Source organism: Isoptericola croceus (assembly GCF_029382255.1).
Lineage (GTDB): Bacteria > Actinomycetota > Actinomycetes > Actinomycetales > Cellulomonadaceae > Isoptericola > Isoptericola croceus.
In genome coordinates this window covers 84650-109116 of sequence record NZ_JARLLG010000013.1, presented here as the reverse complement: position 1 = coordinate 109116, position 24467 = coordinate 84650, and the positions used below count along the sequence as shown (strand labels likewise).

The following is a 24467-nucleotide window of genomic DNA, read 5'->3' as shown; positions in this document are numbered from 1 at the left end:
TGTGACGCCAGTGCGTCCCATGACAACGAGACAACGACGTCGAGCGCTGGGAGCAGGTGCCCTCACCGGGCTGCTGGCGCTCGGGTCGTTCACCGTCGCCGCTCCCGGCTCGGCCGAACCGAGCGACGGGACCGAGCTGCCGGCCCAGGGCATCGTCGCCCTGGACGACTCCCTGACCCCGGCCTCGCTCACCGAGCCGGGCACCATGGACTCGCTCAACATGGAGCTGCTCGCCAACATCCCGAAGAACGGGGCCTTCGCCGCCGAGAGCTCCTACAGCTCCGACCTGGCGTTCCAGGGGAACTACGCGTTCGCCGGGAACTACGACGGCTTCACGGTCTACGACATCAGCGACCCGGCGAACCCTGAGCAGGCCGCGCAGGTCGTCTGCCCCGGTTCCCAGAACGACGTCTCCGTCTACGGCGACATCCTCGTGCTGTCGACGGACTCGTGGCGCACCGACGACTCCTGCTCCAGCGAGCCGATCTACCCCGTCGATGTCGACTACTGGGAGGGTCTGAAGATCTTCGACATCTCCGACCCGACCGACCCGCAGTACGTGTCCGCCGTCGAGACCGCCTGCGGTTCGCACACGCACTCCCTGGCCCCGACGAAGAACGGCAAGACGCTCTACGTGTACGTCTCCTCGTACTCGCCGAACGCCCTGCTCTCGGGCTGCCAGCCGCCGCACGACAAGATCTCCGTGGTGAAGATCCCGACGAAGGCACCGGAGGTCGCCGCAGTCGTGTCCACGCCGGTGCTGTTCCCGGACGGCGGCTACACCAACACCTCCGGCTGCCACGACATCACCACCTACGTGAAGCTCGACCTCGCGGCCGGTGCGTGCATGGGCGACGGCATCCTCATGGACATCTCCGACCGGGAGAACCCCGAGGTGATCTCGAACGTGCGCGACACCGAGAACTTCGCGTTCTGGCACTCGGCGACGTTCAACAACGACGGGTCGAAGGTGGTGTTCACCGACGAGCTCGGCGGTGGCGGCGCCGCGACCTGCAACCCGGACGTCGGGGAGAAGCGCGGGGCCAACGCCATCTACGACATCGTCGACGGCGAGCTCGAGTTCCGCAGCTACTACAAGATCCCCCGGACCAACACGAACACCGAGAACTGCGTGGCCCACAACGGCTCGCTCATCCCAGTCAAGGGCAAGGACATCATGGTCCAGGCCTGGTACCAGGGCGGCATCTCCGTGTTCGACTTCACGGACTCGGAGAACCCGACCGAGCTGGCATGGTTCGACCGGGGGCCGCTCTCCACCGAGCGGCTGATCGTGGGTGGTTCGTGGTCGGCCTACTACTACAACGGGTACGTCTACTCGAACGACATCCAGCAGGGCTTCGACGTGCTGGCGATCGACGACGCCGCCGGCGTCGGCAAGCAGAAGAAGAACACCTTCAAGGAGCTCAACCCGCAGGGTCAGGTCCGCTTCCACAGCTGACCGCTGACACCTGAGCACGACGACGGCCGGTCACCCGGCCCCCGGATGCGGGGGGCGGGTGACCGGCCGTCGGAGCGTTCCGGGCGTCAGCCCACGTCGCCACGCCAGGCGCCGGTCTCGGCGCCGCGCGACTCGATGAACTCCTTGAACTTCTTCAGGTCGCCCTGGACGCGACGATCGTCGAAGTTGAGCGCTGCGCCGACCTTCTCGGCGGCGCTCTCCGGGTCCCAGTCCATCTGGACCGTGACGCGCGTCTGGGTGTCGCTCAGCCGGTGGAACGTCGCGACCCCGGCGTGGTCCGGGCCGGTGGTGCTGCGCCAGGCGACACGCTCGTCGGGGTGCTGCTCGGTGATCTCGGCGTCGAACTCGCGTTCCGTGCCGCCGACCTTCGTCTTCCAGTGCGTGCTGGTGTCGGTGACCTGACGCACCGCCTCCACACCCTCCATGAAGTGCGGGAAGTCCTCGAACTGCGTCCACTGGTTGTACGCGGTGCTCACAGGGACGTCGACGTCGATGGACTGGGTGACGCTTTCCATGGGTCCTCCTTCGTGTCGGTACCTCCACCGTGACCCGGAACGCGGAGTTCTCGCACGTCGACCTCAGCGGCGTCGGCGGCGCAGGATCCTGGACTCGACCACGGGGACCGTGACCGCCAGCAGGGTCAGTGCCGCGCCGGCGTACATCGCGGCGCCGGGTGCGGCCACCCCGGGCACGACGACGTCGAGCACCAAGGCGCCCACGATCTGCCCCGCGATCATCCCGAGCGCCAGCAGCAGCACCCCGATGCGGTGCACCACGGCGGCCTGGATCGCGATGAACACGATCCCGAGGAGCCCGCCGGAGTAGAGGGCCAGGTCCAGCGGCCAGCCGGTGGGCAGCGACCCGGTCGGCGGTCCCGTCACCACGACGGACACCCCGAACGCCAGCGCCAGCGCCGCCGTCCCGACCACGAAGTTGCCGAACGTCGCCGCAGCCACCCCGGCGAAGACGTCGCCCGGCGCGTTCGCCACGGCCCGGACCCGCCCGTTCATCGCCTGCTGCCAGGACTGGAACGCCCCGGCGAGGAACGGGACCACGGCCAGCCCGACGGAGGGCACGGTCCCGATCGAGCCGGACACGGCGATCGCCACCGCCACCACGGTCAGGACCGGTCCCAGCGCCCGCCCGAGAGTGATCAGCCGCACGCCGCCCGGTGCCAGTCCGAGCCGGTCCACCAGCAGCGAGCTGGTCGACTGCCCGGCCACCACCGCCACCATGAACAGGGCCACGCCGAGCGTCGCCGCGGTGAGCCCCTGGGCGGCGACGTAGAACCCTCCGGCCGTCCCGCCCAGCACCTCCCACCAGCGCAGGCGGCGGGTGCGCAGGCCGGCGACGACGCGGCCGACGGCGCTGCGCGCGGCGGGCCAGCAGGCCAGGGCGAGCAGCAACCACAGCAGGCCGGACCCGAAGGAGATCACCGCCGCGCCGAACCCGCTGCCGACGTGCTCGGCCAGCGAACCGTTGACCCGGGTCTGGGCCGCCGCTCCGAGGCCGCCGACCACAGCGGCACCGACACCGACCGTCGTACTGGCCGACGGGGCGGGGACGGGGGCCGGTGCGGTCACCTCGGGAGTCTACGGCGCACGGCGTGCGTGGCACCCGGTGCCGCCGTTGCCGTGACAGCATGACCGCGTGACCACCGAGCTGGAGCCCCGCCGGGCACGCCATGCCGCTCCCCGTGAGACCGGGCCGCCCCCGGGCGGCGGCCACGGCCACTCCCATGGTGGCCCCGTCCCGCCCGCGCCGCTGCGCACCCGCCTCGTCCTGGCGGCCCTCGTGCTGCCCGCCCTGCTCGCGACCGCGTTCGGTCTGTGGGCGTTGTGGCCGTCCACCGCCGACGTGCCCGAGCGGATCCCCGTCGTCGTCGAGGGCAGCGAGCTCCTCGTGGTCACCGTCGTGGGGCCGCTCGACGAGACGAGCGACGACTCCTGGCCCACGATGGAGGACGCCACGGCCGGTGACGTGGAGATCCGGCTGCCCGACGGCGGCACCTCCGGCATGCAGGCCGACCCGCGGTTCGAGCTGCAGCCCGGCGACCGCGTGACCGCCCTGTACATCGGGGACTTCGCGGAGACCGTGACCCCGTACGTCTTCATGGACCACCAGCGGGACGTGCCGTTCGGGCTCCTGGCGGCCGCCTACGCCCTGGTGGTGCTGATCGTCGCGCGGTGGCGCGGTCTGGCGGCGATCGCGGGCCTCGCGGTGGCGTTCGCCGTGTTCATCGGGTTCACGTTCCCGGCCCTGCTGGCCGGCGAGAGCGCCATGGGCGTGGCGCTCGTGACGTCGTCGGCCGTCATGCTGGCGGTGCTGTACCTGGCGCACGGGCTGACGGCGCGCACCACGGTCGCGCTGCTCGGCACCCTGGGCGGGCTGGCACTGACGGCGGGGATCGGCGCGTGGGCGACGGGGGCGGCGCACATCACCGGGGCGTCGGACGAGCTGGCGCAGAACCTGACGATCATCGCGCCGGGCGTCGACCTGCGGGGCATCGCGCTGTGCGGGCTCGTCCTCGCCGGCATGGGTGTGCTCAACGACGTGACGATCACCCAGGCGTCGGCCGTGTGGGAGCTGCGCTCGCTCGCCCCGACCGCCCCGCGTCGCGTCTTGTTCGCGCGGGCGATGCGGATCGGCCGCGACCACATCGCCTCGACGGTCTACACGATCGCGTTCGCCTACGTCGGTGCGGCGCTGCCGCTGCTGCTCACCGTCTGGATGCTGGACCAGACACCGCTCATGACCATCACCTCCGGCGAGATCGCCGAGGAGGTGGTCCGCACGCTCGTGGGCTCGATCGGGCTGGTGCTCGCGATCCCGATCACGACGGCGATCGCCGCGGTGACGGTGCCGGCGCCCGACGCGCGCCCGGAGCCGGAGTCGGCCACGATGGGGTCCAGCAGACCCCAGGAGGACGCCGTGCAGGACCGGCCGTGACGAGCCCGGACCCTGACGACGCGCGTCCCGAGGGGCCGCAGGGGTTCTTCGCGCGCCGCCAGCCGACGGACGACGACGACCCCGCCCTCGACCCGCAGTCCCGCTGGATCGACCGGTTCGGGCTGCTGCTCGTCCTGGTGGCGCTGACGGTGGCCCTGTTGTCGCTCGTGGACATCCGGGACGGGTCCACGGCGGTCGGTGCCAGGCTGGCCGGCCTGGCGACGACCCTCAGCGTGGGCGCGACGCTCGGTCTCGCGCTGCGGGCCTCCGGGCTGCGGACGCGGTGGCGCCGTCGGGCGTACGTGTTCCTGGGCGTCCTGGTCGTCCTGTCCCTCGTGGTGGTCCTGGTCATCGAGACCTCGGACTCGGTGACGTCCGCGCCGCCCCTGCTGCTCCTCATCGCGGCCTTCGCGCCGGTGGTGGTGGCACGGCGGCTGGTGCGCCACCGCGTCGTCACGCTGGCCACGCTCCTGGGTGCGGTCTCCGCCTACCTGCTCATCGCGCTGGCGTACTACTACGCGTTCCTCACCGTCGACAACTTCTCCGGGGAGCACTTCTTCGGCGCCGAGGAGGCGACGACGTCCTTCATGTACTTCAGCCTGACCACGATCACCACGCTCGGCTACGGCGACCTGGTGGCGGTGACGCCGCTGGGACGCCTGCTCGCGACCAGCGAGGCGATCATCGGGCAGGTCTACCTGGTGGTGTTCGTCGCGCTCATCGTCAGCCTGGCCGCGGGACGCTGGCAGCGCACGGTCGACTGACCGGCATGGCTTGATAACGGTTCTCGACCGTGCCAGACTGCTGCCCGACTGCGAACGGTTCTCATTCGCGTTCCGCAGAACGTCCCCCGGTGCCGGCCGTCCCGTGCTGTGCCCGGACAGACAGAGATGGAAAGACGCCACCCATGAACACCCGTTCCCGCGCCGCCACCGCGCTCGCCCTGGCCCTGCCGCTCGCGCTCGTCGCGGCCTGCGGCACCGCGTCCGAGGAGCCGGCCACCGGCGCCGACTCGTCCGCGAGCGCCGAGGAGTCCACCGAGAACGCCGCGACCCCGATGCAGTCGCGCAGCCCGCGCCTCGCCGTCACCTACGACGGCGGCATCAAGGTCCTCGACGCCCAGACGCTCGAGGAGGTCGCCGACCTCGAGCTCGCCGGCTTCAACCGGCTCAACGCCGCCGGTGACGGACAGCACGTGCTCGTCTCCACCACCGGCGGGTTCCAGGTGCTGGACACCGGGACCTGGGGTCAGCACCATGGGGACCACTACGACTACTACACGTCCACGCCGCAGCTCACCGACGTGACCTACGCCGCCGAGCTCCCCGGCCACGCCGTGCCGCACGACGGCGTCACCGCGCTCTTCGACGACGGCACCGGCCTGATCCAGCTGGTCGACACCGACGAGATCGCCACCCAGGAGGGTGTCGAGGAGGTCCAGCTGCCCGAGGCCCACCACGGTGTGGCGGTCCCCCTGAGCGGCGGGTCCCTGCTGGTCACCGACGGCAACGAGGACGAGCGCTCGACCGTCCGTGTCCTCGACGCCGACGGCGAGGAGATCGTCGCCAGCGACGACTGCCCCGGGGTGCACGGCGAGGCCGTGGCCGCGGACGAGGCCGTCGTCGTCGGGTGCGAGGACGGTGCGCTGATCTACGCCGACGGCAAGATCACCAAGGTCTCCACGCCGGACGACTACTCCCGCATCGGCAACCAGGCCGGCAGCGAGGCGTCGCCGATCATGCTCGGCGACTACAAGACCGACCCGGACGCCGAGCTCGAGCGCCCCACCACGATCAGCCTGATCGACACCCGGGACGCGAGCCTGGAGCTCGTCGAGCTGCCGGGCTCGTACAGCTTCCGCTCGATCGCCCGCGGCGACGACGGCGAGGCGCTCGTGCTCACCACCGACGGTGCCCTGCAGGTCATCGACCCCGAGACCGCCGAGATCACCGCGTCGATCCCCGTGGTCGACGAGTGGGAGGAGCCGATGGACTGGCAGGAGCCGCGTCCGGCGCTGCTCACGCTCGACGGCTCGGTCTACGTCACCGACCCGGCGAACAACGCCATCCACGCCGTGGACATCATCGACGGCTCCGTGTGGGTCACCGGTGAGCTCGACGTGACGCCGAACGAGATCGCCGGCGCGCTCGGTCAGCCCCCCGTGGAGCAGGCGCACGGGGACGACGACCACGAGGGTCACGAGGACGAGGACGAGGACCACGAGGGTCACGAGGACGAGGGTCACGACGACCACGAGGACGACGACCACGAGGGTCACGACCACTGATCTCCTGTGCGGGGCGGGTCACGTGAGGTGATCGAAGTCCCCGCGCACCCACGCCGCGTGCCGTCGTGCTGACCTCAGCACGACGGCACGCGCGTCGGCCGGGATCACGCCGTCGAAGTTGTTGTACATCCGCTCGAAGGGTCGCCGGGCCACGTGCCCCGCGACCCGCAGCGCCACGGCTCCCGACACCGGGATCCGGTTCGGGTAGCTGCGCATGAAGCTCGCCGAGGTGCGGTCGGGGTTGGCGAAGATCGTGTCGCCGGAGAGCAGCACGCCGCGCCCGTCGGCACCTGCCGCCCAGTGCACGACGGCGGAGCCCGGGAAGTGCCCGCCCGGCTGGCTGAGCGTCACCCCGGGCAGCACCTCGCGCTCGCCCGACCACTGCGTGATCGAGGCATCCGGCCGGGCGACCCACCCGGCGTCGGCTCCGGCGACGAGGACCGGGACGGGGCCGGCGCCCCCGGAGAGCCGACGGCTCCACTCCACCTGCACCCCGAACATGTGCGGGTGGCTCGCGACCACCGCGACGACCCCTGCGGGGCCGGCCAGCTCGCGCACGGCTGCGGCGCCGTCGTCGTCCACGAAGCCGAGCGGGTCCCACAGCAGCGACCCGTGCGGCGTGCGCAGGAGCTTGGACTGCTGCCCGATGCCGACGCCCGGCGCGGTCTGCAGCGCGAACAGGTCCCGCTCCAGCTCGTGGACCTCGATCCGCTGCCCCTCGGCGACGAGCTCGTCGAGCGTGGTCCAGGCCTGGCCCGACGCCGGTACCCACTGGCGCTCGTCGGCGCAGACCGCGCAGACCTCGGGCCGTTCGGCGTGCTCGACGCCGCAGGTGCGGCAGATCCAGAAGGACGTCATGCCCACAGGCTGGCACGCCGGCCGCCGGTCCACCGGGCGGGTGCGTCTCCGTCGTCAGACGGATCCTGCGCGGGTGCCGATTCCCTACGCTGTGAGGATGCCCCGCCCTCGCCCCACGGACGTGATCACCGAGTGGTTCGGCGTCGACGCCGAGTTCGAGCGTGTCCCCGCCGACCCCCGCACCGCGTACCGCCGCGACGTGTGGCTCGGGCTGTCCCTGACCGTACTGGCCGTGGCCGGCATGGAGCTGGCCCGCTCGGCCGGCTACCTCCAGGGTGAGGCCCGGCCGACCTGGCTGCTCTACGTGCTGTCGGCGGCCGGTGCCCTGCCGCTCGTGGTCCGGCGCCGGTACCCGCTGGCAGTGCTCGCGGTCGTCTACGCGCACTTTCTCCTGGTCGGGCTGACCGTGCCGGTCGTCCCGCTGACCCAGGTGCTGCAGGTCGTGTACTTCATGACGCTGTACACGGCGGTGGCCTGGGCCCGCGACCGGCGCGCGATGCTCATCGTGGTCACGGCCTGCCTGGTCGCCATGTTCGGCTGGCTGTTCTGGCAGACGGCCGTCAGCTCGGGCCTGCAGCACTACGCCGAGAGCCAGGGCCTCCTCGGCGACCCGCAGGGGCTCCTCGCGCCGCTCGACGCGATGATCGCCCAGACCTGGCTGGTGAACGTCGCCTACTTCCTCGGCGCCATCGCACTCGGGCAGGTCACGTGGCACGGTGCGCGGCGTCGGGCGCAGCTCGCGGAGCAGGCGGCCACGATCGAGCGGCAGGCCGCCGAGCTCGGACGCCGCGCCGTCGTGACCGAACGGCTGCGCATCGCGCGCGAGCTGCACGACGTCGTCGCGCACCACGTGTCGGTCATCGGCATCCAGGCCGCGGCGGCGCGGCGCCTGCTGGGCAAGGACCCGGAGTCAGCCGGAGCGCCGCTGGCCACGATCGAGTCGGCGTCGCGCGACGCCGTGGAGCAGATGCGCGGCCTCGTCGGCACGCTGCGGGACATCGGGGACGACGGCGGTACGGGCGGCGACGGGGATCGCTCGCCCGAGCCGGGGGTCGCCGACATCGAGCGGCTGGTCGGCACGGACGGCGGCCTGGACGTCACGTACACGCTGGTGGCCGAGCCGCCGGGGGTGGAGGCGAACGTGCCCGGTGCGGTGGGCCTGAGCCTCTACCGGACCGCGCAGGAGGCACTGGCCAACGTCCGCAAGCACTCGACCGCGCGTGCGGCCGGCCTCACCGTCCGGGTGGACCGGCGGGCGGTCGCGGACGACGCCCGGTTCCGCGGCGGGTTCGCCGAGGTCGAGGTGGTCGACGACGGCCGCGCCCGGCCGGGGTCCTCCGGGTCCGGGCTGGGGCTGGTGGGCATCCGTGAGCGGGTCGCCACGCACCACGGTGTGGCGGAGATCGGGCCGCGCGTCACCGGTGGGTACCGTGTGCGCGTCCGGTTGCCGCTGCCCCTGGAGGAGTCATGACCACGGTCCTGCTCGTGGACGACCAGGCGCTGGTCAGGTCCGGGTTCCGCCTCATCCTGTCGGTGGAGGACGACCTCGAGGTGGTCGGCGAGGCGGGCGACGGGACCGAGGCGCTCGCGGCAGCGCGGGAGCTGCGACCCGACGTGGTCCTCATGGACGTGCAGATGCCCGTGATGGACGGCATCGAGGCGACCCGGCAGATCGTGGCCGAGCAGCTCGCCAAGGTGCTGGTCCTGACCACGTTCGACGACGACGACTACGTCTTCGACGCGCTGTCCGCGGGGGCGTCGGGGTTCCTGCTGAAGAACTCCGACGCCGAGCACCTTGTCGAGGCGGTGCGCACCGTCGCCGAGGGGCAGGCGCTCCTGTCGCCGCAGGTGACCCGGCGCGTCGTGGACCGGATGGTCTCGCGGTCCGCCGACTCGCCGCCCCCGGCCGGTGGGCCGACGGTGGTGGACGGTGCTGCGGACGCGCGCGGCACCGTCGGCGCGGACGCGGCCGGCGCCCCGCCGTCGGCCCCCGGGCTCGAGCTCCTGACACCCCGGGAGCGGGAGGTCCTCGTCCTGGTGGGCCGGGGGATGTCGAACGCGGAGATCGCGGCCGAGCTGTTCCTCGGCGAGGCCACGGTCAAGACGCACGTGTCCAACGTGCTGTCGAAGCTGCACCTGCGTGACCGGGTGCAGGCGGTGGTGTTCGTCCACCGCCACGGGACGTAGCGGAACCTCAGGCTTCAGGCCCTGATGGGCGACCGAGGACGACGCCGGTCCGAACCGGTGTCACGGAAGTTCCGCCGTCGGCCGCTGATGTGTGAGCTACCGCTACGGCTGCAGACGGAGGCGGAACCCTGGAGCCGGCGCCTGAGGGTGCCACCGCTCGGCGGTGAGGACCTCCCGGACCCGGCCGGCCATGGTGCCGTCCCACGCCTCTCCACCGGTGAACCGCTGCACGATCGTCCGGCGCCCCACGATCCGGTTCTGCCGCTCGCGGTCACGGTGCAGCGCCGCCAGCGTCCCGTGGACGGCCTCACCGTCGACCTCCGTGAGCAGGGCTCCGCCGTCGGGGAGCAACCAGGCCAGGTCGACGCGGGCGACCTCCCGGCCGGTGGCATCGTCCACCGGTAGCTGCAGCAGGTCTGGTCCGCACCCGGCGTCGGCGCACGTCAACCGCGCCCAGGTCTCGGCCGGTGACTCCGCGCGGGCGTCGCTCGACGACCACCAGCCGGCCCGTGCGAGCCCGCCGGGGCGCCGTCCTGCGCGGTCCGCCGCCCGCCCGAACGTCGCCCGCCCGATCGCACGGCGCTGCCGCGCAGAGTCCATCAGGGCGACGGCGTGGAGTCGTCCCACGGTGGGGACAGCCTGGACGAGGGCGTCCTCGACGACGGCGCAGGGAACGCCCATCGGCGAGGCGTGCCGTCGCAGCGGCATCCGGCGAACGACGACCGGACCGGCGCCGCGCCTCGGGGTCCCGTCCGGGAAGGTCACCTCGGGCGTCACGGCCTGGGGTGAACCCTGGACGTCGTGCAGCACGAGGGCGGCGACGCCCGTCGCGACCGATCCGGGGTAGGCCAGCGGTCCGAGCACCGCCGACCGTCGCCGACGTCGGTCGTACGCGTCGAGGTCCAGGTCACCGGGCTCGCCCGTGTCGTACACACCGCGCAGCACCCGGGACCACCGCCCGGACGCCACGAGCCGGTGAACCTGCTGCCCGGTGAGGCCCGCGCGTCGGCACTGCCGGGCCGAGACGAGACCCTCCTGGCTCCGAGCGAAGAACCGGACGGCGTCGGGCACGGCCAGGGGACGGGCAGGCATGCTGCCCATCGAACCGCAGAACGCGCACGACCCCGCCGGCTTATCCACAGGCTGTGAGACCGACGTCGCAGAACCTCAGGCATCGGGGGGCTCATGGGCGACCGAGGACGACACCGGGGCGAACCGACGTCGTCGAGGTTCCCTCATCGGGCCCTGATGGCTGATCGAGGACGACGTCGATCCGCCTCGAGGTGGATTCATCCAGCTCCGTCCCACGGTGGATCCTTTTTCGGGGCCGCTGTCCGTAGCGTCGGTGCCATGACCACGCTCGAGGTCCACGACCTGACCAGAACCTTCGGCGACCGCCGCGCCGTCGACGCCGTCTCCTTCACCGCGCCCGGGGGCATGCTCACCGGGTTCGTCGGCTCCAACGGTGCCGGCAAGACCACCACGATGCGCATGATGATGGGCGTCCTGGCCATCACGTCCGGGGAGGTGCGGTTCGGCGGGGCGCCCGTGACCCGTGCCGACCGCCGCAGCTTCGGGTACATGCCCGAGGAGCGCGGCCTCTACCCGAAGCAGCCGGCCATCGACCAGCTCGTCTACCTGGCGCGGCTCAGGGGCATCCCGGCCGCGACCGCCCGCACCGAGGCGATGGAGCACCTCGACCGGCTCGGTCTCGCCGAGCGGGCCAAGGACCACGTCGAGAAGCTCAGCCTGGGCAACCAGCAGCGGGTGCAGATCACCGCCGCGCTCATGGGCCGGCCTCGCGCGCTGATCCTCGACGAGCCGTTCTCCGGGCTCGACCCGGCGGCCGTCGACGGCATGGTCGACCTGCTGCGCGAGCACACCGCCCGCGGCGTCCCGGTGCTGTTCAGCTCCCACCAGCTCGACCTGGTCGAGCGGCTGTGCGAACGGCTCGTCATCCTGCGGACCGGTCAGGTCGTCGCGGACGGCACCCCCACCGAGCTCCAGCAGGCGGCGACGCTGCGACACCGGCTGGTCCTCGCCGCCGACGCCGGCTGGGTGCGTGGCGTCCCCGGCGTCCACGCCGTGGACGTGGACGGCCCGACGGCGCTGCTCGAGCTCGCCGACGAGGCCACCGCACAGCGTCTGCTCGCCACCGCGCTCGAACGCGGACAGGTCCGCGAGCTCAGCCCTGTCCGGCCTTCCCTGGCCCAGATCTACCGTGAGGTGACGGCATGACCACCCTGACCCAGCGCCCCGCGAGCGCACCCACCGAGGACACGACGGACGACGGCACCCGTGGCGCCTGGCTGCTCGTGGCGCAGCGCGAGATCGTCACCCGCGCGATGAACAAGGCGTTCGCCATCGGCCTCGTGGTCTCGCTCGTGGTAATCGCGGCGCTCGCGGCCTTCTTCACGTGGCAGTCCAGCCGCGTCGACACGTACACCGTCGCGGTGGCGGGCGGCGATGCCACGGCGGTCGCGTCCGTGACAGCGGCCGCCGAGCTGGCCCAGACGGAGGACGCCGGCACCGCGCTGGAGCTCCTCGAGGTGGCCGACGACGACGCCGCGCGCTCGGCGCTGTCCGGCGGCGAGGCCGACGTGTGGCTGCACCCCGGCGACGACGGGTGGGTGCTGGCCGGCGAGGGGCATCCGGACGGGACCGTGTCCCGGCTGCTGGGCACCGCCGTCGAGCAGCAGGTGCTGGAGGCCAACGCCGAGGCGGCGGGCACCTCCGTGGCAGAGCTGTCGGCGGGTGCGGAGCTGACGACGGAAGCGTTGGACCCCGAGGCGATGGGCGAGCAGGCGCTGTTCTTCGCCGGCTTCGCGCTGTCCTTCCTGTTCTTCGCCGGGGCGATCACGTCGGGCAGCATGATCGCCAGCTCGGTGGTCGAGGAGAAGCAGTCCCGGCTGGTGGAGATCATCGCCACGGCGGTGCCGCTGCGGCAGCTGCTGGCGGGCAAGATCCTCGGCAGCTCGGTGATCGCCGTGGGGCAGAACCTGCTGTTCGCGGGCGTGGGGCTCGCGGCGGTCGCGGCCAGCCCGATCTCGATCGCGCTGCCCGCCCTGTCGACGTCGCTCATCTGGTTCGTCGTGTTCTTCGCGGTCGGCTTCCTGGCGCTGGCGGCCCTGTACGCGGTGGCCGGTGCGCTGGCCAGCCGGGCGGAGGACCTGCAGTACACGTCCACACCGATGACGATGCTGGTGATGGGCGTCTACTTCGTGACGTTCACGGCCTCGGGCACCTTCCTCACGGTGCTGTCGTACATCCCGGTGGCGAACGTCGTGGCGATGCCGGTCCGAATCCTGTCCGGCGACGTCACGTGGTGGGAGCCGGTGCTCTCGCTCGCGGGCCTCGCGCTCTTCGCGGTGCTGGCTCTGCTCGTCTCGGAGCGGGCGTTCCGCGGGGCGCTCATGCAGACCGGTGGGCGGATCTCCTGGAGGCAGGCGCTGCGGGCCGAGGCATGAGGACCGCTTGGCGTTCATGACCAGGACCTGGTTGGTACGTTGCTCCCGTGGCTCGACGACGTGACCCCGGCATGGTCTCCTTCGACGTCTCGTCGGACGTCTCGTTCGAGAGGGACGACGACGGCGTGACAGGCGTCGCGCCGGAGGCCACCGGGCCTGCGGACGGCTGGTGGTCGCGCGCCGGTGCCCGGTGGCAGCGGGCGGGTCGTCGGCAGCGGCGCCTGGTGGCTTGTGCCGCCGGCGGGGTCGCGCTCGTCCTGGTCGGCGGCACGGCCGTGGGCGCCGCGGTGGTGTCGCACACCCAGGAGCAGCGGCTCCGCGCGGCCCCAGGTGGCGTGGTCTCGCTGGAGGGTGAGCTCGCCGAGGTCTGGCGCGCCCCGGGGAGCGGAGTGCTCGCGGTGCTCCCGGACGGCGGGCTCGTGCTGGCCGAGGGCGAGGATGTCGTCGCGGTGGACGCGGCCTCCGGCGAGGAGAGGTGGCGCACCGGCCTCGGCGAGGAACTCGAGTGCGGCCCGCAGCCGCGCCTGGTGAGCGGTGTCGAGTGGGGGATACCGAGCGACCTGGTCACGTGCCTGCACGGACTGGCGGCCGAGCGCACCGTGACCGTCCTCGGCGCGTCGGGAGACGTGGTCGGGCAGCGGGACCTGCCGGCCGCGGAGTACGGCGGCGAGGACCGTGACGTGGCGCCCGCGGCCGACGGCGGGCTCCTCGTGGCCGAGCACGACACAGGCCTGCCCGCCGTCCTCGACTTCGCGACGGAGGCCGAGGCGATGGAGGCCGTCCGGGCCGTCGAGCCGGGGGAGGCCTCGGTCCGTGTGGAGGACGCGGTGACGGGTGACGTCCGGTTCGAGGTACCGACGGGCTCGCCGGACGGACGGCTGCTCGATGAGTGCTTCTCCGTCTGGGACCGGTCGGACGGCGGCTTCTGGCCCAGCACCTTCGACGAGGCGACGCCGTTCTGGATCCAGGTCTATCCGCCGCGTGAGCTCACGTCGTCGCCGGCCGTGGTCGGCTACCAGTGGTGCGACGTCGGTGGTGCCAGCACGGTCGACGGCGTGCCACTCGGTGAGCAGGTGGGCAACAGTGCGTACTACGCCGCCCTGGCCAGCGGGTCGTCGATCCTGCCGGTCCACGGTGGTGGCTACGTCGTGCCCGGCGACCACGAGGCCGACGGATCGGCCCTCCTCGACGCCGACGGGGCGGTGCTCCTCGAGAGCTCCACGCTCGTCGTCGCAGCACCCACGGCGACCGTGGACGCCGACGAGTCCGTGATCCTGGCGACGGAGAGCTACGAGGCGCTCGTCGGCCTCGATCCCGACGGCGAGGAGCTCTGGCGCACGGTCCAGACGGACCCTCGCGTGCTGGCGCTCGTCGGCGGCGTGGCGGTCATCTCCGAGGGTGAGGAGCTGATCGTGGTCGACGCGCAGGATGGCACCGAACGGTGGTGGGTCGCGCCGGGCGAGCAGACGGACGATCTCTACACCTTGCCCACCTCGGCCGTCACCGACGGGGAGCGGGTGACGGTCGCGCTGATGGTGTACCGGGGCGAGGGTGAGGTCGCGGGGGACCTGCTCACCGTCGACCTCACCACGGGCACCACCACCCGGCACCCGCTCGACACGGTGGGCATCCCCTACGTCGCCGCCGTCGACGGCCACCTGCTGCTGCAGGACGTGGCCGTCCCGGACGAGCCCGGGGACACCGGCGTCGACGTCACCTCGGTGAGCGTCCTCGCTCCGCGCTAACGTCGGGGAGTGGGGCGACGGCGTCGTGCCCCTGAGGGGGCCTACACGTTCGACCTCGTGCCCGACGACGGCACGGAGGCCGCTGGATCCCCTGCGGCCGGGCCGGACCTGCCCGAGGCAACGACCGTCGTCGACCCTGGCCCTCCGCCCGCCCCCGGCGCGCTGTCCCGCTGGATCCGGCGGTGGCGGGGCCTGTCGCGGCGGGTCCGGTTCGGGGCGGTCGTCGTGGCCGCCACCCTGGTCGGGGCGGTCGTGGTGGTCGACGGCGTCGTCGACCGTGCGCGCTCCGCGGACCTGCGTGCCGCTGCCGGCGGTCTGGTGAACCTGACCGGCCCTCCTGCCGAGGCGTGGCGGCTGGAGGACAGCGAGGTCGGGGTGCGGACGCCGGGCGGGCTGGTCGCCGTGACGGGCGACGTCGCCGCCGTCCACCGGTACGGCGAGCTCCTCGGCGTGGACCTGGTGACGGGGCAGCGGCGCTGGACCGTGGACCTGGTGGACCGGGCGGCGACGTGCGGGCCCGGGCTGGCCTTCTGGGCCGAGACCGTCGAGCTGACCGCGACGGCGCAGGTGGTGTGCGTCGGGCGAGCGGTGTCCGGGGAGGTGACGGTGATCACCGTCGACCCGGACGGCACCGTGCTGGGGCGGCGGGTCGTGACCGAGGACCACGACGTCGTGGTGCCCGGCCCTGGGGGCAGCGTGCTCACCGCGACCTGGGTCGGCGACCCGGAGGACGTCGACGTCGACCTGCAGGGTGACCCGATGACGAACCTGACGGTCGTGGGCGAGATCGACGACGGGTACGACCTCGAGGTCCGGTCGACCGACTCCGTCACGGGTGCCGAGCGGTGGTCCGAGGTCGTGCCGTTCGGGGACGTGATCGACTCCTCCCAGTGCGTGCGCTGGAGCACCGGGGGCCGCAACGCCGAGCTCGATCGTCGCGGCGACGTCGAGCACATGGTCAGCGGGCGCCTGGTCGGGTTCTCGGGGTGCGGGGTCCTGGCGTACTTCACCCCGGACGGCCAGCGGCTCGACCTCACCGGCCTGCAGGACGCCGACGGCGAGGTGGTCCGGCGCGTGCGTCCGCTGGTGGACGGTGGGTTCGTGGTCTCCGCGGGGGAGTGGGGCCGCACACCGTGGGAGTTCCAGGTGCTGGATGCCGAGGGCGCGCACCAGTACACCGTCCGGGGCCGCCTGCTGGACCCGCGTGCCACGGACGGCCGGCCGGACGAGCGTCGGCTGGTGACCGGTGACGGCCAGACGTGGGCCGTCGGGCCGGACGGGGAGACGGTGTGGTCGGTCGGCCTGTCCGTCACGAGCTATCTTGCCCGGGCCGGGGCGACCGCCGTCGTGCTGGACGAACGTGACCGGGTGGTCGGGCTCGACCTGGCCACGGGCGAGGTCCGGTGGGTGCGCGCCGACGTCGTGGAGCCGCACGCGGCGCTCGCCGACGGCCGCAGCGGTCAGGTGCAGTCGGTGTTCACCGACGGCCACGTGGTCGCGCTCGTCGTCCCCACGTACACCGATGTCGAGGTGGTCTCGCGCTGGCAGGCCGTCGACGCCTCCACGGGCGAGGACCTGTGGTCCGCCGACCTTCCCCAGGAGGGGTGGGGCGTCGACGTCGCCGTCGACGGGCACCTGCTGCGGTGGTGGCCCGCGGGGCTCGCGGGCTTCACCACCGAGCTCACCTCCTAGGTCACGGGCCCTCGTGCACGTCGATGGGCGTGACGGCCGGCAGGTGCACGAGGACGTCGGCGGCGTCCGTCAGGGACGGCAGGTCGAGGTAGTGCTCGCCGTCCCGCGCGGGGTCGTAGACCCCGGAGATGATGCGGGTCGGCCAGGGCCCGGCGAGCTGTGCGGCGACGTCCTGCGGCACCTCCGCGCGGAGGTGGACGGTGCGCGCACCGCCGGGACGGGCGAGGTGCGCCTCGATCGAGTCGGGCCGGGCGGGCGGGATCTCGGTCCGGTCGATACGGCCCTCGGCGAAGGTGACGTGGACCGTCGCGTAGCCGTCGCCCAGCGCGGCCCGCAGGTGTGCACTGATCCCGGAGCCCGATCCGGGCAGGACGTGGGCGCCACCCTCCCAGAAGACGATCCGGTCCCCGGTGCGGCGGGCGTGGTCGAGGAGCCGCTCGGCCGCCTGCGCCTCCCATCCGGCATGGAAGCTGGTACCGGGCGCCTCCGCGTGGAAGCGGACCACGATGTCCAGCAGCTCCAGGGCCGCGTCCCGGGCGGTGCTCGGCGCCAGCGCGGCGGCGATGCCCCGCGCGGAACGGGCGATCTCGACGAACGGCGTGCCGGGGTGCCTCCCGCGGGCGTGCTCGACGTGCTCCCCGCCGGCGTGGGCGACGCGGATGACGTCGAGCCTCTCCTTGACCTGGGCGGCTGCTGCCTCGTCGATCGATCCGAGGAGCTCGGCGATGCGGTCGTAGTCGTCCGGGCTGGCCTGGGTCTCCCCGAGCCCGACGACGCGGACGGGGGTCTCGCGGCCCGCGTTGTGCTCGCGCAGCCAGGTGAGTGCGTCGCGCATCGCCCGGGTCCGCCAGGGGCCCCACGCCTGGGCGAGCGCCTGGTCGACGTCGACGTCCCCGCCGGTGACGTACCGGTCGTAGAGGTGGGTGACCCGAGGGTTCTCGAGCAGTGCCAGGGTGCTGAAGCCCTGCTCGAGCAGGAGTCGCGTGGCGCGGTCGACGAACCGGAACGGCTCGGCCGCCTCACGGGTGCTGGTCGCGAGACCGACGACGTCGGCCTGGGCCACGAGCCCGGCGACGAGGCCGGGATCGGCGGTGCTCGGCTGGTCCGCGATCCACTCCTGGAGCGCGGTGGTGACGGAGGTGCTGGGGGCTGTGTGGTTGCTCATGCGGCCAGCCTGGACGTTGAACTTATGTTGAGGTCAAGCGCCGTCGTGCCGCAGGTCGTCAGGAGTCCAGGGAGGCGCCGATCTCGCAGAGCTTGGTGTCGGTCGCCAGGACGTCGAGCCCGGCCCGCAGGTCGGCCACGCGACGCTGCGCCTCGACGACGAGCTGTTCGGCGATGCGTGCCCAGTCCTCCGGCCGGGGGTCGGCGGGAAGGTCGGCGTACAGGTCGGCGATCTCGCGGACGGTCAGGCCGACGCGCTGGGCGAGCTTGGCGACCTGGATCCGGCAGGCCGCGGAGTCGTCGAAGCGGCGCTGGTTGCCCGAGGTCCGGACGGCACGGACGACGCCGTGCTTCTCGTAGAACCGCACTGCCGAGGGGGCCACGCCGCTGGCGGCGGCCACCTCGCTGACGGCGTGGACGGCGGTGTGGTGCGGGGCTTCCGGGGCGGTGCGGGTCATGTCGACGATCCTCGCACGCCCACGACTTGACTTCACCATTTGTTCAACCTGCAGCATCGCCGTCATGACCATCACAGCGCAGCATCACGAGACCGAGCTCCCCTCCACGCGCCGCCGCGTCGCGGTCGTCTCGGCCAGCGTCCGCAAGGACCGGCTGAGCCCGACGATCGCCGACTGGGTGACGAGTGCGCTCGATGACGACGGCAGGTCCGACGTCGACCTGATCGACCTGGCCGACACCGTGCTGCCGGACGACAGCGAGCTCTACCCCGGCGGCGGGCCGTCGACCGGGGTGGCGGAGCGGATCGCCGCCGCGGACGCCTTCGTGTTCGTCACGCCCGAGTACAACCGTTCGTTCCCGGCCTCGCTCAAGCGCCTGATCGACTGGCACTACGCCGAGTGGAAGCTCAAGCCCGCGACGGTCGTCGCCTATGGCGTGCACGGTGGTCACGCGGCGATCGACCACCTGCGGGGCGTCCTGGGCGAGCTGCACGTCGTCACCACCCGTCGCGCGGCAGGGCTGCGCGCCCCGTGGGAGAGCCTGGACGACGCGGAGCGCTTCGTGCCGGACGCCCGGACGGCGCGGGAGCTCACCGGGGCGCTGGCGGAGCTGGGCTGGTGGACGGACGTCCTCGCCGATGCCCGGGCGACCGGCACCTTCCCCGGCTGAGTCGCGGGGTCACGCGCCGGCGGGGTTCACTCGCCGGCGAGGAGCAGGTAGACGTCGCGGCGGGCGGCGGCGAGGATCTCCGCGGTCGCCGTGGCCTGCTCCGGCGTGCCGGTGCGGGCGACCTGCTCGACGGCGCCGCCGAGGGAACGCATCGCACCGTGCAGCTCGCGGCCCGGCCCGCGGGGACCGGTCTGCTCCCACGGGGTGCCGAGCTCGTCGCGGTGCGCCTCGACGTGCTCGCGCCCGGCGTCGGTGAGCGACGCGAGGCGGCGACCGCCGTCGTCGGCCACCTCGACGAGGCCTTCGTCCTGGAGCTGGGCGATCGCCGGGTAGACGGCGCCCGGGCTGGGCTGCCAGCCGCCCTCGGACCGCTCGGCGAGGTCGGTGATGATCTGGTAGCCGTGCTTGGGCTCCTCGGCGAGGAGGAGCAGGATCGCGGCGCGCATCTGACCGCGTCCGCGGCGTCCGCCGCCGCGCCGTCCGCCCGGGCCGCCGTGGCCGCGACCGCCGCGCGGCCCGGTCTCCCAGCCGGCGTCGAAGCCGCCGCGTCGTCCGCGGCCGCCGCGCGGGTGGTCGCCCCGGCGTCGGCGACCGTCGGGCAGGTCGAAGGGGTCGGGGGAGGGGGTTCGAGGGGTGCGCATGGTTGTTCTCCTGTGTGGTGGATCGGGGAGCCGTGTGCTCGACCCGACGTATCGAAGATACATCAACGATATATCGTTGACAATGTTTCGCGCGGGCATGGTTGGCTCGGACCCGTGACCGGCTACGACGCACAGTTCCTCGGCCCCGACGCCGTCGTCCGGGTCCCGCTGCCGACCGCCGACCGTGCGCTGCGACAGCTCGACCACCCCCGCTTCAGCGTCCTGCTCGACCCACGGCGCCGGCTCGCCGCCGCGACCGCCTGCACGGTGGACGGCGAGCGGCTCCAGCCGCTGCCCAGGTCGGGGTCGTGGCGGCTCGACCCGCAGGCACCCCCGGAGGAGCAGGCGGGCAACGAGCTCTACCGCCACAACCCGCTCGACCGCGGTCACCTCGTACGCCGGCTCGACCCCATGTGGGGCACGGTCGAGGAGGCCCGCGAGGCCGGCGAGGCCACCTTCGTCTACACCAACGCCGCCCCGCAGGTCGACGCGTTCAACCAGTCGAAGGAGCTGTGGAACGGCCTCGAGGACCACGTGCTCGAGTACGCCGGCAGCCACCGCCACCGGATCGTCGTCCACACCGGGTGCGTGTTCCTGGGCTCCGACCCTGTCTACCGCGGGGTCGCCCTGCCCCGGCAGTTCTGGAAGGTCGTCGCGTGGGCCACGACCTTCCAGGGTGCGGCCGACGCCGGGACCTCCGCCGACGGCGGCGCTCCGGCCGCGCTCGTCCTGCGGTCCGCGGCGTTCGTGCTCGACCAGACGCCCCAGCTCACCGACGCCGAGCTGAGCACCGCGACGGGGCGGGCGCTCGCCGTCGGCAACGTCCCTCCGCTCGGACCGTTCCGGACGTTCCAGGTGCCGGTGGCCGACGTCGAGCCACTGACCGCGCTGGACCTCGGCCCTCTGGTGGACGCCGACGTCCGTGGAGCGCCGCCCGCGCGCCCGCTCGAACCGCGCACCGCCGGCCGCCGGCCGCCGTCGGGCTGGACGGAGCTCACCCACTCCGCCGAGGTAGCGCTGGGACCGGCAAGGTAGCGCTCGGCCCGCTGAGGTAGCGCTCGGCCCGCGCAACCGCCCCGATCCGCCTACGTTGAACGCCATGGACGTCATGCTCGTCGCGGTCGCCTCCGTGGCGATCATCATCGCCGTCACGGCGCTCGCCCCCCGCGCCGGGGTCGCCGCACCCCTGATCCTCGTCATGATCGGGGTGGGCGTCAGCGTCCTGCCGATGACGCCGGCCATCGAGATCGACCCCGAGCTCGTCCTCGCCGGCGTCCTGCCCGCGCTGCTCTACGCCGCCGCGGCGTCGTTCCCCGCGATGGACTTCCGGCGGGACTTCACAGCGATCAGCGGCATGTCGGTGCTGCTCGTCGTGGTGTCGGCGGTGGTGATCGGTGCGGTCTTCACCGCGGTGGTCCCCGGTATCGGGCTCGCGGCCGGCATCGCGCTCGGGGCGATCGTCAGCCCCACCGACGCCGTCGCCACCTCCATCATCAAGAAGCTGGGCGCCCCGCAGCGCGTCGTGGTGATGCTCGACGGCGAAGGTCTGCTCAACGACGCCACCTCACTCGTGCTGCTGCGGTCGGCGATCGCGGCGACGGCGGCGAGCGTCTCCGTGTGGAGCGTGGTCGGGGACTTCCTGCAGGCCGTGCTGCTCGCGGCGGCGTGCGGCATCGTCGTCGGCCGGGCAGGCCTGTGGGTACGTGCCCGGCTGCGGAACGCGGCGCTGTCCACGGCGGCCTCGTTCGCCGTGCCGTTCGCCGCCTATGCTCCCGCCGAGGCGCTGGGTGCCTCCGGGATCGTCGCCGCGGTGACCGCCGGCCTGGTGACCAGCGCGCTCGCGGCCCGGCACCTGCGGCCCCAGGACCGGCTCTCCGAGGAGTCGAACTGGCGGACGGTCGAGGTGCTGCTCGAGGGCGGGCTGTTCCTGGTCATGGGGCTGCAGCTGTTCGCTCTGGTCGAGGACGTCCGCGCGGAGCACGGCTCCTTGTCGCTCGCCTTGGGCGTCGCGGTCATCGGTGCGGTGGGCATCGTGGTGGTGCGCGCGGCCTTCGTCCTGCCGCTGCTGGCGCTGCTGGAGCGGCGTCGCCGGCGGGCCGCACAGGTCCGGGACGTCGTGCGCACGATGCGGACGCGACTCGAGGCCACGAGGGCGGCGACGACCGATGACGGCGCGGTCACGGACGCCGAGACCCTCGCCGCGGCCTACGAGTCGAGCCTGCCTGCCGAGATGGACGAGCGACGACGACGGCGTGACGTGCTGCGGGTGCGCCGGCGCATGCAGGCGGAGCAGGAGCGTCGCCGCGAGGAGCGCGCCGACGGGCGCCGGGAGGGCATGGCTGCTCGGATGGCGCAGTTCCAACGGCGCACGGTCCGCAAGATGGCCGACATCGACTACCTCACGGCTGCTCCGCTGGGACCGCGCGAGGGTGTGGTGCTCGTGTGGGCCGGGATGCGCGGGGTCGTGACGCTGGCGGCCGCGCAGACGCTGCCGACCGACTTCCCGCAGCGGTCCCTGCTGGTGCTCGTGGCGTTCGGCGTCGCGGCGGGCACCCTGCTGGTGCAGGGCGGGACGCTGCCGTGGGTGGTGCGTGGGCTCGGGCTGGCGGACAGCGCGTCACCACGGCTCGCCGAGGGGATGCGAGGGTTGCGGGAGGTCCATGACACCGCGTCGCGCCACACGCTCGACGACCCCGGCCTGCGACGGTCGGACGGCACCGCCTACTCGCCGGTGGTGGTGGCCAGGGTGCGAGACATCGTCCTGCGCGAGCAGGAGAACGAGATCGAGGCGGAGTCGACCCCTGAGGAGCTGGCGGCGCAGTTCTTCGAGCTCCGCCTCGCGACCATCGCGGCGCAGCGTGCCGCGCTGCTCGAGGTGCGGTCGGTCGGGAAGTACGACTCCACGCTGCTGAACCGGGCGCTGGACCTGCTCGACGCGGAACAGATCGCCGTCGAGCTGCGCGGTGGCCACGAGTCCGCCGAGGAGTAACGCCGAACGTCTCGGTCCGGCACGTCTTCGTCTGTCGAGACGTGTCGAACCGAGACGTTCGGCATCACCCTGTGCCGCACCTGCGGCTCAGGCGGTCTTGATCTCCCCGCGGTGCACCCGCAGGATCCCGACCAGCAGCGGCAGCCCGACCCAGATCGCGGTCGTCACGACGAGCTGCGCCCACTGCTCGCCGCCCATCGGGTCGCCCATGATCAGCGGCATGCTCGCGGTCTGCAGCTCGATCCACGGCCACACGTCGGCCCACGCCTGCACGAGCACCGTGACGGCACCCATGATCGTGGGCACCACGAGGTAGAGGACGATCGCCCCCGGGGTGCTCATCAGCATGAGGCCGAACGCGACGCCCTGGATCATCCAGATCGCGAGCATGAGCACCATCCCGGCCGTCATGCTGCCCACACCCCAGTCGGGCTCGGCGTCACGGAACGTGATCACCGCCAGGTGGGCGAGCGCGGCGATCACCGTCGCGACGACGAAGAACGCCAGCCCGGAGCCGACGGCGGTCACGAGCTTTGCCCAGACCACCCGCAGCCGGCGCGGTTCCAGCGTGAAGGTGGTCAGCCCGGTGCGCTGCGACCACTCCGCCGTGGTGGCGAGGATGGCGACGACCGGCAGCAGCATCGCCAGCGGCGTCGAGGTGTTCGACACGAAGGTCTCGAACGACACGTTCCCGTCGCCCACGAGCGCCGTGATGGCCAGCACGCCGGCCGTGAGCACGGCGATGGTGACGAACAGCCAGCGCACCGCCCGGGTGTCGAGCTGCTTGCGCCACTCGTACGCGACGAGCCGGGTGAACGGGACCGGCTGGAGATCGACCTGCCGGGTGCGGGTGGGGGGTGCGGACTGCTGGACGGCGGTCATGCCGACACCTTCTCTCGGGCGTCGTCGGCGGTGAGCTCGAGGAACAGCTCCTCCAGCCCGCGGGACGAGGTATCGCGCAGCTCGACCACGAGCACACCGGCCGCGAGGGCGGTCCGGGCGACGTGCTCGGCGTCCGCGGTGGTCACGAACCCGCCGCCGGGCTGGCGATCCACCTCGATGCCGGCCTGCCGGCAGGCGGCGGCCAGGGCGGCGTCGTCCGTGGAGCGCACGAACGTCCCGGCGGCCCGCAGGAGCTCGTCCTTGGTGCCCTCGGCGACGATACGACCGCGTCCGATGACGATGAGCCGGTCGGCGACCTGCTCGATCTCGGACAGCAGGTGGGAGGACAGCAGGACGGTGCCGCCGTCGGCCGCGAAGTCGCGCAGGAGGTCGCGCATCCAGCGGATGCCGGCGGGGTCGAGGCCGTTGGCCGGCTCGTCGAGGATGAGCACGTCGGGCTCGCCGAGCAGGGCACCGGCGAGGCCGAGCCGCTGCCGCATGCCGAGGGAGTAGGTGCGGACGCGTCGTCCCGCCTCGGCGGACGTGAGCCCGACGATGTCGAGCACCTCGTCGACGCGGTGCCGACCGACGCCGGTGAGCAGCGCCGACAGGGCGAGCGTCTCGCGGCCGGTGCGTCCCGCGTGCTGGGCGGCGGCGTCGAGCAGCACCCCGACCCGGCGGCCGGGGTTGGCGAGCGCGCCGTACGGCTTGCCAAGGATGCGCGTCGCCCCGCTGGTCGGGGGTGTCAGGCCGGTCATCATGCGCATGGCGGTCGACTTGCCGGCGCCGTTCGGCCCGAGGAATCCGGTGACGAGTCCCGGCTCGGCGGTGAACGACACGTCGTTCACGGCCAGGACCGGCCCGTACCTCTTGGTCAGGTGCTCTACGGTGATCATGGCTCCAGCCTTCCGCGGGCACGGCAGGGGCACATCACCCGCAGGGAGGGGATGTCTCCGCCCTGCGGCTCCGGCGGGTCATCCTTTCGGCGGATGCCGTGG

22 protein-coding genes are annotated in these 24467 nt (G+C 72.9%); 13 read left to right on the top strand and 9 right to left on the bottom strand.

Going from position 1 to position 24467, the window contains the following annotated elements; all coding sequences use genetic code 11:
* The first annotated feature begins 19 nt into the window (after positions 1-19).
* The gene (locus PZC42_RS19755) at positions 20-1459 is read left to right on the top strand and encodes an LVIVD repeat-containing protein (RefSeq protein ID WP_277213627.1); all 1440 of its coding nucleotides are present in this window, start codon (positions 20-22) and stop codon (positions 1457-1459) included.
* An 86-nt stretch (positions 1460-1545) separates the two neighbouring features.
* Here PZC42_RS19755 and PZC42_RS19750 read toward each other — a convergent pair whose 3' ends face one another.
* Positions 1546-1995 carry an SRPBCC family protein gene (locus tag PZC42_RS19750; RefSeq protein ID WP_277213625.1) on the bottom strand — a complete coding sequence of 150 codons (450 nt, stop codon included), beginning with the start codon at positions 1993-1995 and terminating at the stop codon, positions 1546-1548.
* 63 nt (positions 1996-2058) lie between these two features.
* On the bottom strand, positions 2059-3063 hold the full coding sequence (locus PZC42_RS22620) for a DMT family transporter (protein ID WP_277213623.1): 1005 nt from the start codon (positions 3061-3063) through the stop codon (positions 2059-2061).
* A 67-nt stretch (positions 3064-3130) separates the two neighbouring features.
* Between PZC42_RS22620 and PZC42_RS19740 the strand changes: the two genes are divergently transcribed.
* From PZC42_RS19740 to aztD, 3 genes are all read left to right on the top strand, one after another.
* Positions 3131-4429 (top strand): YibE/F family protein, encoded by a 1299-nt coding sequence (locus PZC42_RS19740; RefSeq protein WP_277213621.1) that lies wholly within the window; start codon positions 3131-3133, stop codon positions 4427-4429.
* Positions 4426-5193, top strand: a complete 768-nt coding sequence (locus PZC42_RS19735; RefSeq protein WP_277213619.1) for a potassium channel family protein — start codon at positions 4426-4428, stop codon at positions 5191-5193. The genes PZC42_RS19740 and PZC42_RS19735 overlap by 4 nt, the downstream gene beginning before the upstream one ends.
* 143 nt (positions 5194-5336) lie before the next feature.
* Positions 5337-6716, top strand: coding sequence for a zinc metallochaperone AztD (aztD, locus tag PZC42_RS19730; protein ID WP_277213616.1), 1380 nt, complete (start codon positions 5337-5339; stop codon positions 6714-6716).
* Between the two features lie 18 nt (positions 6717-6734).
* Here the strand turns inward: aztD and PZC42_RS19725 are convergent, their stop codons facing one another.
* Positions 6735-7574, bottom strand: coding sequence for an MBL fold metallo-hydrolase (locus PZC42_RS19725; protein WP_277213614.1), 840 nt, complete (start codon positions 7572-7574; stop codon positions 6735-6737).
* A gap of 97 nt (positions 7575-7671) precedes the next feature.
* Here PZC42_RS19725 and PZC42_RS19720 point away from each other — a divergent pair, with 97 nt between their 5' ends.
* Together PZC42_RS19720 and PZC42_RS19715 are read left to right on the top strand one after the other, a co-directional pair.
* Positions 7672-9045: a sensor histidine kinase gene (locus tag PZC42_RS19720; RefSeq protein WP_277213612.1), complete on the top strand. Its 1374-nt coding sequence runs from the start codon at positions 7672-7674 to the stop codon at positions 9043-9045.
* Entirely contained in the window at positions 9042-9761 is a 720-nt protein-coding gene (locus PZC42_RS19715; protein WP_277213610.1) for a response regulator, read from the top strand. The genes PZC42_RS19720 and PZC42_RS19715 overlap by 4 nt, the downstream gene beginning before the upstream one ends.
* Before the next feature lie 102 nt (positions 9762-9863).
* On the opposite strand, the gene PZC42_RS19710 is transcribed toward PZC42_RS19715, so the two are convergent.
* The gene (locus PZC42_RS19710; protein WP_277213608.1) at positions 9864-10853 is read right to left on the bottom strand and encodes a type IV toxin-antitoxin system AbiEi family antitoxin domain-containing protein; all 990 of its coding nucleotides are present in this window, start codon (positions 10851-10853) and stop codon (positions 9864-9866) included.
* Positions 10854-11111: 258 nt separating this feature from the next.
* Here PZC42_RS19710 and PZC42_RS19705 point away from each other — a divergent pair, with 258 nt between their 5' ends.
* From PZC42_RS19705 to PZC42_RS22615, 4 genes are read left to right on the top strand one after another with little or no spacing between them, the layout of a single operon-like run.
* On the top strand, positions 11112-11999 hold the full coding sequence (locus tag PZC42_RS19705) for an ABC transporter ATP-binding protein (protein WP_277213607.1): 888 nt from the start codon (positions 11112-11114) through the stop codon (positions 11997-11999).
* Complete coding sequence (locus PZC42_RS19700; RefSeq protein WP_277213605.1) at positions 11996-13228, top strand: ABC transporter permease; 1233 nt, start codon at positions 11996-11998, stop codon at positions 13226-13228. The genes PZC42_RS19705 and PZC42_RS19700 overlap by 4 nt, the downstream gene beginning before the upstream one ends.
* Positions 13229-13275: 47 nt before the next feature.
* Positions 13276-14973, top strand: coding sequence for an outer membrane protein assembly factor BamB family protein (locus tag PZC42_RS19695; protein WP_277213604.1), 1698 nt, complete (start codon positions 13276-13278; stop codon positions 14971-14973).
* A 9-nt stretch (positions 14974-14982) separates the two neighbouring features.
* Complete coding sequence (locus PZC42_RS22615; RefSeq protein ID WP_277213602.1) at positions 14983-16665, top strand: PQQ-binding-like beta-propeller repeat protein; 1683 nt, start codon at positions 14983-14985, stop codon at positions 16663-16665.
* 1 nt (position 16666) lies between these two features.
* Here the strand turns inward: PZC42_RS22615 and PZC42_RS19685 are convergent, their stop codons facing one another.
* Together PZC42_RS19685 and PZC42_RS19680 are read right to left on the bottom strand one after the other, a co-directional pair.
* The gene (locus tag PZC42_RS19685; RefSeq protein ID WP_277213600.1) at positions 16667-17830 is read right to left on the bottom strand and encodes an erythromycin esterase family protein; all 1164 of its coding nucleotides are present in this window, start codon (positions 17828-17830) and stop codon (positions 16667-16669) included.
* 58 nt (positions 17831-17888) lie between these two features.
* Complete coding sequence (locus PZC42_RS19680; protein ID WP_277213599.1) at positions 17889-18287, bottom strand: MerR family transcriptional regulator; 399 nt, start codon at positions 18285-18287, stop codon at positions 17889-17891.
* A gap of 64 nt (positions 18288-18351) precedes the next feature.
* On the opposite strand from PZC42_RS19680, the gene PZC42_RS19675 reads away from it, so the two are divergent.
* A complete protein-coding gene (locus tag PZC42_RS19675; RefSeq protein WP_277213597.1) occupies positions 18352-18957 on the top strand; it encodes an NADPH-dependent FMN reductase in 606 nt (201 codons plus the stop codon).
* 26 nt (positions 18958-18983) lie between these two features.
* Here the strand turns inward: PZC42_RS19675 and PZC42_RS19670 are convergent, their stop codons facing one another.
* Complete coding sequence (locus tag PZC42_RS19670; RefSeq protein WP_277213595.1) at positions 18984-19598, bottom strand: PadR family transcriptional regulator; 615 nt, start codon at positions 19596-19598, stop codon at positions 18984-18986.
* 114 nt (positions 19599-19712) lie between these two features.
* Here PZC42_RS19670 and PZC42_RS19665 point away from each other — a divergent pair, with 114 nt between their 5' ends.
* Positions 19713-20633, top strand: a complete 921-nt coding sequence (locus PZC42_RS19665; RefSeq protein WP_277213593.1) for a DNA/RNA non-specific endonuclease — start codon at positions 19713-19715, stop codon at positions 20631-20633.
* Positions 20634-20697: 64 nt separating this feature from the next.
* Positions 20698-22587: a cation:proton antiporter gene (locus PZC42_RS19660; RefSeq protein ID WP_277213591.1), complete on the top strand. Its 1890-nt coding sequence runs from the start codon at positions 20698-20700 to the stop codon at positions 22585-22587.
* 87 nt (positions 22588-22674) lie between these two features.
* Here PZC42_RS19660 and PZC42_RS19655 read toward each other — a convergent pair whose 3' ends face one another.
* Together PZC42_RS19655 and PZC42_RS19650 are read right to left on the bottom strand one after the other, a co-directional pair.
* Complete coding sequence (locus PZC42_RS19655; protein WP_277213589.1) at positions 22675-23469, bottom strand: ABC transporter permease; 795 nt, start codon at positions 23467-23469, stop codon at positions 22675-22677.
* Positions 23466-24365, bottom strand: coding sequence for an ABC transporter ATP-binding protein (locus PZC42_RS19650; RefSeq protein WP_277213587.1), 900 nt, complete (start codon positions 24363-24365; stop codon positions 23466-23468). The genes PZC42_RS19655 and PZC42_RS19650 overlap by 4 nt, the downstream gene beginning before the upstream one ends.
* Positions 24366-24467 lie beyond the last annotated feature (102 nt).